17 protein-coding genes and 1 pseudogene are annotated in these 14,603 nt (G+C 38.5%); 5 read left to right on the forward strand and 13 right to left on the reverse strand.

Translation table 11 applies throughout. The annotated features are described in order from the left end of the window. Positions 1 to 16 precede the first annotated feature (16 nt). Positions 17 to 1,537 carry an exopolyphosphatase gene (gene ppx / locus F985_RS05060; RefSeq protein ID WP_004698565.1) on the reverse strand — a complete coding sequence of 507 codons (1,521 nt, stop codon included), beginning with the start codon at positions 1,535 to 1,537 and terminating at the stop codon, positions 17 to 19. A 279-nt stretch (positions 1,538 to 1,816) separates the two neighbouring features. Between ppx and trxA the strand changes: the two genes are divergently transcribed. Next, positions 1,817 to 2,143, forward strand: coding sequence for a thioredoxin (trxA, locus tag F985_RS05065; protein WP_002054512.1), 327 nt, complete (start codon positions 1,817 to 1,819; stop codon positions 2,141 to 2,143). Positions 2,144 to 2,463: 320 nt separating this feature from the next. Continuing rightward, complete coding sequence (gene rho, locus F985_RS05070) at positions 2,464 to 3,732, forward strand: transcription termination factor Rho (protein WP_001054522.1); 1,269 nt, start codon at positions 2,464 to 2,466, stop codon at positions 3,730 to 3,732. 185 nt (positions 3,733 to 3,917) lie between these two features. On the opposite strand, the gene F985_RS24980 is transcribed toward rho, so the two are convergent. Beyond that, the gene (locus F985_RS24980; RefSeq protein ID WP_077162702.1) at positions 3,918 to 4,052 is read right to left on the reverse strand and encodes a hypothetical protein; all 135 of its coding nucleotides are present in this window, start codon (positions 4,050 to 4,052) and stop codon (positions 3,918 to 3,920) included. Positions 4,053 to 4,145: 93 nt separating this feature from the next. Between F985_RS24980 and F985_RS05075 the strand changes: the two genes are divergently transcribed. Beyond that, positions 4,146 to 4,409 (forward strand): hypothetical protein, encoded by a 264-nt coding sequence (locus tag F985_RS05075; protein WP_004698569.1) that lies wholly within the window; start codon positions 4,146 to 4,148, stop codon positions 4,407 to 4,409. A 169-nt stretch (positions 4,410 to 4,578) separates the two neighbouring features. Here F985_RS05075 and F985_RS05080 read toward each other — a convergent pair whose 3' ends face one another. The 3 genes from F985_RS05080 to pheS are packed head-to-tail and all read right to left on the reverse strand — an operon-like array spanning position 4,579 to position 8,266. Continuing rightward, positions 4,579 to 4,875 (reverse strand): integration host factor subunit alpha, encoded by a 297-nt coding sequence (locus F985_RS05080; RefSeq protein WP_000126166.1) that lies wholly within the window; start codon positions 4,873 to 4,875, stop codon positions 4,579 to 4,581. After that, entirely contained in the window at positions 4,872 to 7,253 is a 2,382-nt protein-coding gene (gene pheT / locus F985_RS05085; RefSeq protein ID WP_004698571.1) for a phenylalanine--tRNA ligase subunit beta, read from the reverse strand. The genes F985_RS05080 and pheT overlap by 4 nt, the downstream gene beginning before the upstream one ends. Before the next feature lie 32 nt (positions 7,254 to 7,285). Then, a complete protein-coding gene (gene pheS, locus F985_RS05090) occupies positions 7,286 to 8,266 on the reverse strand; it encodes a phenylalanine--tRNA ligase subunit alpha (RefSeq protein ID WP_002054514.1) in 981 nt (326 codons plus the stop codon). 157 nt (positions 8,267 to 8,423) lie between these two features. Between pheS and F985_RS05095 the strand changes: the two genes are divergently transcribed. Next, on the forward strand, positions 8,424 to 9,425 hold the full coding sequence (locus F985_RS05095; protein WP_004698574.1) for a hypothetical protein: 1,002 nt from the start codon (positions 8,424 to 8,426) through the stop codon (positions 9,423 to 9,425). Between the two features lie 6 nt (positions 9,426 to 9,431). Here F985_RS05095 and F985_RS05100 read toward each other — a convergent pair whose 3' ends face one another. The 5 genes and pseudogenes from F985_RS05100 to F985_RS26040 form a co-directional block, all read right to left on the reverse strand. Further along, positions 9,432 to 9,935, reverse strand: coding sequence for a GNAT family N-acetyltransferase (locus F985_RS05100; protein WP_004698576.1), 504 nt, complete (start codon positions 9,933 to 9,935; stop codon positions 9,432 to 9,434). A gap of 57 nt (positions 9,936 to 9,992) precedes the next feature. Further along, positions 9,993 to 10,550 (reverse strand): NADAR family protein, encoded by a 558-nt coding sequence (locus F985_RS05105; protein ID WP_004698579.1) that lies wholly within the window; start codon positions 10,548 to 10,550, stop codon positions 9,993 to 9,995. A 91-nt stretch (positions 10,551 to 10,641) separates the two neighbouring features. Beyond that, a complete protein-coding gene (gene rplT, locus F985_RS05110) occupies positions 10,642 to 11,001 on the reverse strand; it encodes a 50S ribosomal protein L20 (RefSeq protein WP_000124858.1) in 360 nt (119 codons plus the stop codon). Between the two features lie 11 nt (positions 11,002 to 11,012). Continuing rightward, the gene (gene rpmI / locus F985_RS05115; protein WP_002054552.1) at positions 11,013 to 11,207 is read right to left on the reverse strand and encodes a 50S ribosomal protein L35; all 195 of its coding nucleotides are present in this window, start codon (positions 11,205 to 11,207) and stop codon (positions 11,013 to 11,015) included. An 11-nt stretch (positions 11,208 to 11,218) separates the two neighbouring features. Next, positions 11,219 to 11,326, reverse strand: a pseudogene (locus tag F985_RS26040) (hypothetical protein); the annotation flags it as partial. Positions 11,327 to 11,455: 129 nt separating this feature from the next. On the opposite strand from F985_RS26040, the gene nreB reads away from it, so the two are divergent. Continuing rightward, entirely contained in the window at positions 11,456 to 12,706 is a 1,251-nt protein-coding gene (gene nreB / locus F985_RS05120; RefSeq protein ID WP_004698582.1) for a nickel resistance MFS transporter NreB, read from the forward strand. Positions 12,707 to 12,746: 40 nt separating this feature from the next. Here nreB and F985_RS05125 read toward each other — a convergent pair whose 3' ends face one another. The 3 genes from F985_RS05125 to infC form a co-directional block, all read right to left on the reverse strand. Beyond that, the gene (locus tag F985_RS05125) at positions 12,747 to 13,175 is read right to left on the reverse strand and encodes a YqaA family protein (protein WP_004698584.1); all 429 of its coding nucleotides are present in this window, start codon (positions 13,173 to 13,175) and stop codon (positions 12,747 to 12,749) included. A gap of 51 nt (positions 13,176 to 13,226) precedes the next feature. Then, positions 13,227 to 13,847 carry a glutathione S-transferase N-terminal domain-containing protein gene (locus F985_RS05130; RefSeq protein ID WP_004698586.1) on the reverse strand — a complete coding sequence of 207 codons (621 nt, stop codon included), beginning with the start codon at positions 13,845 to 13,847 and terminating at the stop codon, positions 13,227 to 13,229. Positions 13,848 to 14,051: 204 nt separating this feature from the next. Beyond that, positions 14,052 to 14,603: a translation initiation factor IF-3 gene (infC, locus tag F985_RS0104135; RefSeq protein WP_077162708.1), complete on the reverse strand. Its 552-nt coding sequence runs from the start codon at positions 14,601 to 14,603 to the stop codon at positions 14,052 to 14,054.

A 14,603-nucleotide genomic window follows, 5' to 3' on the forward strand; every position in this document is an offset into this window, starting at 1 on the left:
GTCGAATATTATCCCTTTAATCGATAAATTTTTCCGACTGAATATTCAATTCAATGTCCCAATGCTTAAACTGCTCTTGCTCATCATGCAAGTCGGCAACTAACAATGGCCATTGTTTGGCATCACCAGAAACACTAAGCTGCCATTGTTGATCATTTATGATGGTTAATTCAATGGCAGGAAGCATCTGATCACTGCGACTATGATTGAGTAAAACTGCAAGGCGAAGTAATAAACTTAAGTAAAGTAATTTATTACCGCCAGCCTTCAAAACTTCATTTTTTACATCATTACGTAATTTACGTCGATGGTGAGCAACTAAATGTGAAAGATGATTTTGATCAATTTGTGAGAAACCAGGAATATCAGAATGCTGTAATAAATAAGCACCATGACGATGGTAACCACCATGACTAATTGCTAAACCAATTTCATGCAAATAGGCTGCTCTACGTAGTAAGTCACTGTCTTCACTGGTTAAATTAAGTGATTTTGCAACACCATCAAATAAATGTTGGGCTGTATTTACGACACGTTCTGCTTGTTTAGGATCGGCGTTATAGCGCCCCATTAAGGCCTGTACACTACGATCACGAATATCTTCATGCTTGAAACGACCTAACAGGTCATACATGACCCCTTCACGTAATGCACCATCAGAATATGCCAAACGTTCAATTTCTAAAACTTCAAAAACTGCGTACAAAATTGCCAATCCGGCTGGCAAAACTGCTCGTCGATCTTCTCGTAAACCTTCAAAATCAATTTCAGAAATATTTTTGAACTTAAGTAGTTTATCTTTGAGTTTATATAGGCCTTCTCGAGTGACATTTTCTTGCTCGTCACTTAACCCCATATTCACCATAATTTGACGGCAAGCTTTAATCGTTCCACTTGAGCCAACAACAGTATCCCAACCTTCCATCTTATAAGTCGTTGCGATTGCTGAAAGTTCTTTACGGGCAGCAACTACAGCTTTATCAAAGGCTTTTTGTGTGATTTCACCATCAGCGAAATAAGCTTTTGTATACGCCACACATCCCATTTGTAATGATTCGGTATAAATTGGCTCAAACTCTTCGCCAATAATAAACTCGGTAGATCCCCCACCAATATCTACAACTAAACGACGTCCACCATTAGCCATCGTGTGAGATACACCAAGATAAATCAAACGAGCTTCTTCACGACCCGCAATAATTTCAATAGGTTTTGGTAAAATTTCGGCTGCTTTTTGAATAAATTCATGACCATTTTTAGCCTGACGTAAAGCGTTCGTTGCCACAATTCTTAAACGATTAGGTTGAACCGAACTTAAACGTCCAACGAAACGAGCTAAACATGCTAATCCACGTTGTTGCGCTGCTTCTGTTAGGTTTTTATTTTCATCCAGACCAGCTGCAAGCTGTACTTTCTCTGACATTGAAGCCACTTTTTTAACTTCACCGTGATCTACCCGTGCAATCGCAAGGTGAAAACTGTTCGACCCCATATCTATGGCAGCAAGTAATTCTTCATCAATCAGAAAGTCAGACATTATTGAACTAAACCCATAACAATTCACGCCTAGAGTAATTCACAAGAATGCAATTGAAAAGCCATTTTCATCAACATTTATTAGCCATCGATATTTTTCTATTTGTTAAACGATTGTACAAGCCGATGATGAATATCGTGAGCATCCATTAGACAAATTTAGTTAAGCCTTGAATAATAGCATCAAACCCTTACATTGAACTAAGTAGCTATGTAATACTGATAGAGATTATATCCTCACACAGTGATAGCACTTTTTTCTAAAAATTGGAGCCGTACCATGTCTGCGACTATTGTAAATACAACTGATGATAACTTCCAAGCAGATGTTCTTGATGCTGAAACACCTGTACTTGTTGACTTCTGGGCAGGTTGGTGTGCACCTTGTAAAGCCATTGCACCTGTTCTTGAAGATTTATCAAGTGAATATGCTGGTAAAGTAAAAATCGTTAAAGTTGACGTGACTTCTTGTGAAGATACTGCAGTAAAATACAATATCCGTAATATTCCTGCTCTATTACTTTTCAAAAATGGTGAAGTAGTAGCTCAACAAATCGGTGCTGTACCTCGTTCTAAACTCGTTAGCTTTATTGACGAAAACGTTTAAAACGAAACGTTATAGATGAAAATACGCTATACCTATATAGCGTATTTTTTTCGGCTATAAATTGACAAATTAGCTGATCTCACTTATATTGCATGCTCAAGAGGCACTGAAGGGAATCGTCTTCTGTCCGGCTTCTTACAAGACACAAACATAAAGATCGCCACTCGGCAACAGAAATTGTTTTTTCACATTTCTCTTCGAAACAGTTAATCAGACTTCTGAATTGTTATTGTGTAAATACAATTGCGATACTCTTTTTTGTATGCGAGCGATTTTTCTTCTTTTAAACCACACTCTACTCTTTCCTAATTCTGACCCTTATGAATTTAACTGAACTCAAGAAAAAACCAATCGGCGAACTAATTAAAATTGCTGAATTTATGGGCCTTGAAGGTATGGCTCGTAACCGAAAGCAAGATATTATCTTTGCCATCTTGAAACGCCATGCAATGAATGGCGAAGAAATTTTTGGTGACGGCGTTCTTGAAATTCTCTCTGATGGTTTTGGTTTTTTGCGCTCTGCCGCAGGTTCGTATTTAGCAGGTCCGGATGATATTTATGTGAGTCCTTCACAAATCCGACGCTTTAACTTGCGTACAGGTGATACCATCACAGGTACTATTCGCCCTCCAAAAGAAGGTGAGCGTTATTTTGCGTTGCTCAAAGTTAATCAAATTAACTATGACACGCCAGAAAATTCTCGAAATAAAATTTTATTTGAAAACTTAACTCCTCTTTTCCCAACCGAACAATTGGTTATGGAACTAGGTAATGGTACGACAGAAGACTTAACTGCTCGTGTTGTCGACTTAGTTGCCCCAATTGGTAAAGGTCAACGTTCAATTATTGTTGCACCGCCTAAAGCGGGTAAAACAATGTTACTTCAAAACATTGCGCAATCTATTGTTAGAAACAATCCGGAAGTGTTCCTTATTGTTTTACTTATTGATGAGCGTCCAGAAGAAGTAACTGAAATGGAGCGTACTGTACGCGGTGAAGTTGTTGCCTCAACATTTGATGAAGCACCTGCACGTCACGTACAAGTTGCAGAAATGGTGATTGAAAAAGCAAAACGTCTTGTTGAACATAAAAAAGATGTTGTGATTTTGCTTGACTCTATTACACGTTTAGCTCGTGCATACAACACTGTAATTCCTTCATCTGGCAAGGTACTAACAGGTGGTGTAGATGCTCACGCATTAGAACGTCCTAAACGTTTCTTTGGTGCTGCCCGTAACATCGAAGAAGGTGGTTCTTTAACGATCATTTCTACTGCGCTTATTGAAACTGGCAGTAAAATGGACGATGTAATTTACGAAGAATTCAAAGGTACTGGTAACCAAGAAATTACACTTGATCGCCGTATTGCTGAAAAGCGTGTCTTCCCTGCCATGAATATCAAAAAGTCTGGCACACGTCGCGAAGAACGTTTAATGGATGAAGATAAATTACGTAAAGTCTGGATTCTCCGCAAACTTCTTCACCCTATGGATGAATTGGCTGCTATGGAATTCTTACTTGATCGTATGAAAGAAACCAAAACAAATGATGATTTCTTTGATCAAATGAAACGTAAAGCTTCAACTTAATCAATTTTATTATCATTGAGAAAAGCTACTCTATTGAGTAGCTTTTTATTTGGTTGACAAGCTTTACACAAAAATACATTTTGTTGTTTTCTATGTAAGAATATATTTAAGTTTTTGAAAACAAATATTTTTAGTATAAAAAAATTAGGTTTTTTAGTAGTTTACTTATACCTTTTCCAATATGTTTAATCTAATTGATTGTTTTTTTCTGTTAAAAAACAGCCTGTTTTTTCGTTTTTTCTGCGCTTTTTTGACAGGTGACAGTAGTATTTCAACATTCGCAGTGATAGCATAGCGGCAGACCAGTTAGACTGCTCCATGCGTTGTTACCTAGCTACGTTTAGGAATAATAAAAGCAAAACAGCCTAACTTAGGTTTTTTTAATCTCAAATTTTTTTTGTGAGAGTGATGCCATGTTATTCAAAAAATTCGCTGTTGCTGCTGCTGTTGCCGCTACTTTAGCTTTCGTTGGTTGTTCTAAGAAAGAAGAAGCTCCAGCTGCTGCTGCTGCATCTGAAGCTGTAGCTGCTGCTTCTGAAGCTACTGCTGCTGCATCTGAAGCTGCTGTTGCTGTTGACGCTGCTGCTTCTGAAACTGCTGCTGCTTCTGACGCTGCTGCTTCTGCTTCTGACGCTGCTGCTGCTGCTACTGACGCTGCTGCTTCTGCTGCACACTAATCTATACTCTAGATTAGATAAAAAAGAGGACTTTATGTCCTCTTTTTTTATGCTTAAATTTTATAATTTAAACAAATACATATTCGATATATGATTTAAATGAATTTGATCGCTCCATAAAACATGTTAATTCTAAAGCTGTAAAAAAATTATGAATAAAAAAAGCAGATCAATCGATCTGCTCATTTCCAACGCGTTGTCTAAATTTCTGACCTGCTCTAAAGGTCACTACTCGGCGAGCAGAAATTGGAATTTCTTCGCCTGTTTTAGGATTGCGTCCTGGACGCTCGCGTTTATCTCTAAGTTCGAAATTACCAAAACCAGAAAGCTTAACCTGCTCACCCGCAATCAGCGCTTGGCTAATTTCGTCAAAGAACAACTCGACCATTTGTTTTGCTTCACGGCGATTTAAGCTGGTTAACTCACTTAAATGATCAGCCATGTCTGCTTTAGTTAGTGCTGTCATGAGGCCCTCAATGTCGCTTGATAAGTGTTTTCCAACACTTGGATTATATTGTCCATACCAGATTTAATTTCAGCATCTTCAAGCGTACGTGAAGGATGTTGCCATAGTAGTGCAAACGCTAATGAGCGTTTACCTTCTTCGACACCCTGCCCCGTATACACATCGAATAACCAAGTAGAGTCTAAAAGCTCTCCACCAGTTTTTTCGATTAACTGCTGAATATCTCTAACATTTATATTATCAGAGATTAAAAGCGCAATATCACGTCTAACCGAAGGAAAACGTGATAATTCTGTAAAATTAGATACATAAGATTGCAAAACTGCTGCCTGATCAAGCTCAGCAACCCAAGTTGTGCTCAAATCGAGTTCATTTTCTAAAGATGGGTGTAAACGGCCTAGGTAACCAATTGATTTACCATCAACTAAAATTTCAGCTGATTGTCCTGGATGTAACCAAGTACGCTCTGAACGAACATATTCAACTTTAACACGTCCAGCAGCTAAAACTTCTTCTACTTCACCTTTGAAGTCGAAGAAATCCATTGGCTGTGGCTTAGCATGCCATGATTCAGGTTCACGAGAACCTACAGCAATTAAAGCTAATGTCGGGATTTGCTTTAAGTCTTGAATAGACGTAGCATTTTGGTAATCAAAACGCAAACCAAGCTCAAAGAAACGCACACGGCTTTGCTGACGGTTTAGATTATATTGTACACAAGGAATTAAGCTAGAAAGCAACGTGCTACGCATAGCTGCCAAATCACTTGAGATTGGATTGGCAAGCATTAACGGGTTAACTTGTGGGTTGAGCTGCTTTTCAAGTTTTGCATCAGCAAAGCTAAAGCTGATTGCTTCTTGGTAACCCAAAGTCACTACTGTTTGGCGTAGTTGTGCAATTTCAAAACGATCTTGATACTTAGCAAGCTGAACATCCATACTTGGTAAGCTAATCTGAATATTGTCATACCCATCAATACGTGCAACTTCTTCAATCAAATCTTGATAAATTGCCATATCGTAACGATGTGATGGTGGAACTACGCTCCACTCACCTTCAGCTTTAACAGTTACTTTACACCCTAGTCGAGTTAAAGCATCTGTAATGAAATCAGCAGCAACTTGATATCCCAATAATTGGTCTACTTGAGCTTGCTTAAGTTCAATAGCTTCACGTTTTGGAAGTAAATCAGTTTTTTCAGCCACAGTGATAGGACCAAACTCACCACCCGCTAATTCTTGAATGAGCTGAGAAGCACGATTCATCGCAATTAATGGCAATTCAAAATCTACACCGCGTTCATAACGTTGCGAAGAATCTGTATGTAAACCAAAACGGCGAGCACGCCCAGCAATCGCAAGTGGAGCGAAGAATGCGCTCTCCAAGAAGATATCAGCTGTATCATCAGTTACACTTGAGGCTAGACCGCCCATAATACCAGCGATTGCTAGTGCTTTCTGGTCATCTGCAATCACCATTATATCTTCTTGCAACTCAACTTCTTGATCATTCAAAAGTTGCAACTTTTCTTGTGGCTGAGCTTGGCGAACGTGTACAGTTCCTTCGATTTTAGCTAAATCGAAAGCATGCATTGGTTGACCCAATTCCATAAGGACGTAGTTCGTTACATCAACCAAAATACTGTGAGTACGAATTCCTGAACGTGCTAAAGCTTGCTCCATCCACTCTGGGGTCGCAGCTTTTACATTCACGTTTTTAACTACACGTCCTAAATAGCGTGGAGCACCATCCGTGCTGATCACTACTTTTTTCTCATCAGTGATTGTGGCATCAACCGATTTAATTTCAGGTTCATTCATTTGCAGTTGGTTAATCACTGCAATTTCACGTGCGATACCACGGATACTGAAACAGTCACCACGGTTTGGCGTAATACTGATATCGATGACGTTATCATCAAGTTTTAAATATTCACGGATGTTTACCCCTACTGGAGCATCATCAGGTAACTCAAGTAAACCATCGATTTTATCTTCAAGATCAATTTCAGAAGCGCCGCACAGCATACCTTGTGATTCGATACCACGAAGCTTACCTTTTTTGATTTTAAAATCGCCTGGTAATACTGCGCCAATAGTTGCCACAGGTGCTTTCATTCCAGCACGAACGTTCGGTGCGCCACATACAATTTGCAGCGGTTCACCCGAACCAATATTCACTGTTGTTACACGCAGACGGTCTGCATCTGGATGTTGTTCAACTGTTAGAACCTCACCAACCACAACCCCAGTAAATGGCTTAGCAACAGGTGCTAGTTCATCTACCTCAAGACCAAGCATAGTCAACTGATCAGATAATGTATCACTATCAATTGCTGGGTTAACCCATGTGCGTAACCAATTTTCGCTAATCTTCATCTTTATAAACCTTATTTAATCCTGAAAAAATGTTAGGCAAATTGGCGTAAGAAACGCACATCATTTTGATAGAACATACGCAAGTCATTAATGCCATAACGCAACATTGCAAAACGCTCTACACCTAAACCAAAAGCAAAACCTTTGTATTTATCAGGATCAATACCCGCGGCACGCAATACATTTGGATGTACCATGCCACAGCCCAATACTTCTAACCAACGTCCACGCTCATCCATGATATCCACTTCTGCACTAGGCTCTGTAAATGGGAAATATGATGGGCGGAAACGTACTTTTAAATCTTTCTCAAAAAATTCATTCAGTAGGTTAATTAACAAACCTTTTAATTCAGCAAAACTGGTGTTCTCAGCAACGTACAAACCTTCGATTTGATGGAACATTGGCGAATGCGTTTGGTCTGAGTCACAGCGATATACACGGCCCGGACATACAATACGAATTGGCGGCTGGCTTGTTTCCATGGTACGAATTTGCACACCAGAAGTATGCGTACGCAACAAATGGTTTGCATCGAAATAGAAAGTATCGTGCATGGCACGTGCAGGATGGTGCCCAGGAATATTTAATGCTTCAAAGTTATGATAGTCATCTTCAACTTCCGGTCCTGTTGCAACTGTAAAACCAGCTTTAGTAAAGAACTGGCAAATACGTTCTTGTACTTGAGTAACAGGATGAACTGTACCAATGCGCTGTCCACGACCTGGTAAAGTAATATCAATGGTCTCATTTGCTAGTTTTTGCGCTAGCGCAGCTTGTTGTAATGCCGTTTGACGCTCAGTTAAAGCGCTATTAATTGTTTCTCGAACAGCATGAATCGCAGCACCTTGTACTTTACGTTCTTCAGGGTCCATTTTCCCTAATGCTTTCGATTGTTCTGCAAGCTGGCTTTTTTTCCCTGTAAATTGCACACGCACCTGATCAAGTGCAACAAGGTCTTGAGCTGCTGCAATGGCAGCAAGCGCTTCTGTGGTCAGGGCTTCCAGTGACATATTAACTCTCAAAGCAACAAATTTAAAAATATAATAAAACACTGCATTCTAACAGTTTTTCACCGTATTGATGAAGTTTATCCATCATGAAAAATGTATTAGGCAACAAAAAGATAAAACGTATAAAATAATACTATCGTCAATGAGATCAATTATTATGGCGCTCAATCAGATTTGGAAACAACAACTTACACTTGTGACCTACGGTAATGAATACCTTCGCCAGAATTTAAGCTTCAACCAATGGCGACAACATCATATTTTTGACCAACATAGTTTTCAGTTTCGTGACTTAATTTCACAGCATTTACTTGCTCAACATTTCCAAGTTTGGCTAGAAGCACTCAAAAAACAGGGAACAACCCAAATCTCTCTTCACTTATCAACCATCTTAAATGAAGAGCAAAACCCGAATAGTAATGTCGAGCTTTTACCTTATACCCATTTTATTGTGAGCCATCAAAATAATAAAAAAATCGCATGGATTTTTGGCCAGGAGCTTGCCGAATGGTACAGCAGCGATAACGAATTTGAAGCGCCTTTAAATCAGCGTAGTGATTTACGTTTAGAAACTTTCTGGCGTTTTGAGCTAAACGAAAAATTATCTAAGAAAGTTGATGCTGACTTAAAAGCACCTCAATGGGATGAAATTGCTGACTTTATGGAAACTGAGTTATTTCGAAGTAAGTATGCAGCAGGTTTTGAAGAACCAGAATTTCAGAAAAAATATTTTGATGGGTCAAGACATCAAATTTCAGTAGATCATCAACCAACTCTTGCTCTTATTCCTGAAAACTACCCAGCAGATTGTGCACATCAACTTCTCTACCGCACTCAGGCTTTATCAGATTATTTAGAGCAGAAGAAACGCACAGCAAATGATCCTTTAGGGGAAGACTTAGACCAAGAGCAAATTATTAACTTAAGAAATTTTACTCACAAAACTGATGACCTGTTTGCAAAGTTTATTGTGAAAGCAGCAAATCATTATCAAACAGCTCAATTAAAACCTGTTGAGAAACCCTCTCCTTTTGATGCAACAAATGAGCCCGTAACTCAATTAAAAGCACCTCATCATAAAGCTGGTGGAACAGGGGTAATTAAGCTTATTGTTCTAACCGTTATTATTTGTGCCTTAGCTTATTATTTTGGACTTTAATCTTAATTAAAGTTCCCATTGATAAAGTAACTCTGTTATTCCGAAGCCGAACTCTGGTAGTTCGGCTTCACCAATTAACTTTGCTCCCATTTTTTCATAGAAGAAGCGACTCGGATTTTTATTAAAAACCTCTAAACGAATAAAAGCATAACCTTGATTTAAAGCACATTGATAGAACTTTTGGAATAACTCACGGCCTACACCTTGTTTTTGAACTTCTTTTAAAAGATAAAAAGCAAGAATTTCAGCAATATTACTCTCTGGGTTTAAGTAACCATCGAGAAAGCCTTTTACTATTCCATTTTCAGAATAGATAAATAACTCATGATCAGGACTTTTGATGATTTCTTTCCATAACTGTTCTTTATCTAGCACGTTAAGCTCATCTAATATTTCCTGCTTAATCATACATGTATAGGTTTCTTTCCAACACTGCACATGTACCTCTGCAATAGATAATGCATCCTTAAAAGTAGCTATACGAATTTCTCTTTCGTTTAGTGATCGCAATTCGTTCTCCTCATGTCACTACTTTTAAAGTGAAGCACCAATTTGTTTCATACAAACTTATTCAGCTAAAAACCACTCTCGAACATGCATTAAAGCAAATCCCAACAAATTTAGACCTTGCCATAGAGATGGATCTTCAATATCTGGATGGTCTTGGGCCATACCAATACCCCAAATTTTATCGACAGGAGATGCTTCAACCAAAATACGGTCTTTCGTTGCCAATAAGAATTTTTTCAATTCAGGATGCTGTGAAAATTTAGCAAAATTCGCCTGCACCACGATGTCAAAACGTTTTTCTCGCCATATCTGTTCGTCATAATTACGTACTTTACGGCCGAGTTGCTTTGCTTCATTCGGATTTTTAACCTGCAAAATTCGTGCAAAAATTTCTTCATCATTAAATAATTTTGCTTTTTGCGCCATCATATAGTGCTCAGCAGTAAAGTACTCGACACCTTCTACTTTGAATTGCGCTGGGAACCACTGGCTAAAACAGCTCTTATCAACAAGATTAGCTTGGTTAGGAGTATGCCCCCAAAAATATAAGTATTTATACTGGTGACCTTGCTGTACTTTTTGAATTAAATCATTTAGAAATTTTTCGTCTTTCATCATTTATCTCTGATTATTTTCTCTTTTTAAAATAGGACCACTAAAAATAAAAAAGACCGCTAAAAAGCGGTCTTTCTTTGAATCTCTAAGCTTATGCAGCTAATGCGCCTTTAGCTTTTTCAGCTAAAGCAGCAAATGCTACTGCATCATGCATAGCGATGTCAGCTAATACGCGACGGTCGATGATCACTTGAGCTTTTTTCAAGCCATCGATCATACGGCTGTAAGACAAACCGTTTTGACGAGCACCAGCATTGATACGCGCAATCCATAGAGCACGGAATTGACGTTTCTTTTGACGGCGGTCACGGTAAGCGTATTGACCAGCTTTGATTACCGCTTGGAACGCTACGCGGTAAACGCGTGAACGAGCACCATAGTAACCTTTAGCGCGAGCAAGAATTTTTTTGTGACGACGATGAGCCACTACACCACGTTTTACACGAGCCATTTATAATCTCCTTAGATGTATGGGCACATACGACGAACTGAATTCATGTCAGAAACATGAACCATTACACAGCCGCGTAATTGACGGATACGTTTAGCAGATTTTTTGGTCAAGATGTGGCGCTTGAACGCTTGTTTACGCTTAAAACCGTTTGCAGTCGCTTTGAAGCGTTTAGCTGCACCACGGCGAGTTTTTAACTTAGCCATAGTAACCTCTTTTAGGCACCTGTTCGGCGCGATCGCACCATTGCAAAATCGACCTGCAGGTAAGGAAGCGCGTATTTTATAGCATGCTGACTAAAATTAAAACTACTCTTAGCATTTTTTTAGATTACCAACTTAACAAACTAAAAAATTCATATCATTTTTTAGAAGGTAGTCATTGCTAATAAATTCAGCATCGTGGCTTATTTCACTCTATAATATGTTCAAATTATCAACATACGATATTTCAAATGCAGAAACATGATGCATTCGCTGCACTGCGCTATAGAGATTTCTCTATTGTTACCATTAATCAATTTTGCTTAACGTTAGCAATTTTGATTCAAGAAATTATTGTTGCTTATTCACTTTATCAAATTACCAAAGACCCTCTAACTTTAGGCTTAATTGGATTAGCAGAAGCCATTCCATTTATTGCCCTATCGCTTTGGGGTGGCTATTTTGCTGATAAATTTAATAAACAGATCATTATGAAAATCTGTTTATTTTTCTCAGTGCCTCTACCTTTAGTTTTGTGGCTGCTGTTTCATTTACATGGTTTAGGCCATATCAGCGTAAATTTCCTTTCTTGGGGTATTTATGCAGTGATTTTTGGCTTAGGTACCATACGTGGGTTTTACAATCCCTCTGCCACATCATTGAAACCATTCTTAATTCCACGCGAGCTTTATGCCAATGGCGCAACATGGACAACGATTGGTTGGCAAAGTGGCGTGATTATTGGGCCTATGCTAGGTGGGTTTATGCTTGCTTACTTAGGCAGAGAAACCAGTCTTTTTAGTGTTGCAGCCCTACTTAGCATCTGTTTTATTCTCATTAATTTATTACAAAAAAGAAGCTTTCCTAAAATTGAAACTACCAATGTATTAGAAAGCTTAGGTGATGGTTTCCGCTTTATTTGGAAAACCAAAATCGTTCTCTGGGCTATTTCTCTAGACCTTGCCTCTGTTTTATTTGGAGGTGTGATTGCCCTATTGCCTATCTTTGCAGAAGATATTTTAAAAGTGGGACCAGAAGGCTTAGGTTATTTACGTGCAGCCCCATCTATTGGTGCCCTCATTACCATGATTGCTTTGACTCGTTTTCCTCCAACTCAACACGCATGGCGTAACATGCTACTCGCAGTTGCTGGGTTTGGTATATTTACGATTCTTTTCGCTTTCTCAAACAATATGTGGTTATCACTATTTGCACTGGCGATGACAGGTGCTTGTGACAGTATTTCAGTTGTGGTTAGACAAACCATTTTGCAAATTTTCCCGCCAGAAAATATGCGTGGTCGCGTTGCGGCTGTAAATGGAATGTTCGTTTCATCTAGTAATGAATTGGGTGCATTTGAATCAGGCCTAGCAGCTAAATATTTGGGAACGATTGCCGCGACTATTTTTGGTGGTTGTATGACACTTGCAGTGGTCACGTTCTGTTGGTTAAAAACCAACGACCTATTTAAAGTCGACATTACCAAAAGCTCAGAAGACTAATTAAATCCTTTTAATAAAAGCATCTTCGGATGCTTTTACTTTAAATAAAGTCTGTAATTACCCAATAAATGAAAATATAACGCCCAGCCTTAGCAATAAGAACCATAAATAAAAAGCGCCAAAAATTTTCTTTGAACAAGCCAGCAACCAAAGTAATTGGATCACCAATCACAGGTGTCCAACTTAAAAGAAGCGAATAAAAGCCATACTTATGATAAAAACGTTGAGCTTGTTCTAAACGTTTTTCAGAAACTGGGAACCATTTTTTATGTTTAAACTGTTCTATTTTTAAACCTAACCACCAGTTCACACATGAACCAAGTACATTTCCGAAAGTAGCAATCGAAATGAGAAGAAAAGCGGAATGTTGATTTTTTAATAATAAAGCAGCGAGTACAGCTTCTGATTGTAGCGGTAATAATGTAGCAGCCCCAAAAGCACTCAAAAAAAGTAAAAAGTAACTTAGCATTCTAATTAAACCAAACTACCTTTCACTTTATTTATTACCTATCAAGTAAAATTAGATGACTTTAATTGATAATGCTTTTTGCACCGCAGGACGCGCTGTTAAACGGACAATGTATTCTTGCACATATGGATAATCCTCTAATTGAATACCCTGCCATTCATAGCGCAAAATCCAAGGTAAAATTGCCATATCCGCAATTGAGTATTCGCCTGCAACAAACTTTTGCCCTATAAGCTGTTTGTTTAATACACTATATAGGCGTTTAGTTTCATTCAAATAACGTTCTATGGCGTAAGGAATTTTCTCTGGTGCAAAACGGTTAAAATGATGATTTTGTCCTAACATCGGGCCTAAACCACCCATTTGCCACATAAGCCATTGTTCTACTTCAACTCGCTCTTGCTCGTCGGTTGGATAGAACAAGCCAGTTTTTCGACCTAAATATTGTAAGATTGCGCCTGATTCAAATACTGAAATTGGCTCACCACGAGGACCATCCTGATCAACAATTGCAGGAATTTTATTATTTGGAGAGATTCTTAGGAAGTCGGGTTGAAATTGATCATTTTCTAAAATATTAATTGGATAAAGAGTGTAATCCAGTCCCATTTCTTCTAAGGCAATTGTGATTTTATGTCCATTGGGTGTGCCCCAATAATATAGATCAATCATTCTATTTTCCTATTCATCGTTATCATGACTGCGTCTTGCGTTATATCATGTTTGGGTAATACAATAATATTTCCAACACCAAAAAACACATAAAATTTGAGAATAACTTTGGTTCAAAAAGTTATTAAATCGCACTTTAAAGGAACTAAACCACAAAATGACAAGCAAAAAAAAGCACTGCTTTTGCAGTGCTTTTTTTGAGTATTACTTTTTCTTTTTAGGTCCAAGTAACATACCCATTTGTCGACCTTCCATTTTCGGAGCTTGCTCTACAACCCCAAACTCAGCTACATCTGCTTCAATTTTTTGTAATTGAGCTAAACCAAGTTGTTGGTGAGCCATTTCACGACCACGGAAACGTAAGGTGATTTTGACTTTATTGCCTTCTTCAAGGAACTTCAAAATAGCACGAAGCTTAACTTGATAATCACCTACATCAGTTGCTGGGCGTAGTTTGATTTCCTTCACTTGCACTTGATGCTGTTTTTTCTTGGCATCTTTTTGCTTCTGTTTCAGGTCAAACAAGTGCTTGTTGTAATCCATGATTTTACAAACAGGCGGCTCAGCGTTTGCGACAATCTCAACAAGGTCAAGATCTGCATCCTCAGCAGCACGCAGTGCTTCATTTAATGAAACAATTCCTTTTTGCTCACCATCAGCAGCGACGAGGCGTACTTCTTTTGCACGGATCTCATCGTTAATTGCTGGACGGTTACTCTTTGCACCTTGTTGTTGGTTACGGTCAGGCTGTTTAAT

The sequence above is a fragment of the Acinetobacter seifertii genome, from assembly GCF_000368065.1.
GTDB lineage: Bacteria > Pseudomonadota > Gammaproteobacteria > Pseudomonadales > Moraxellaceae > Acinetobacter > Acinetobacter seifertii.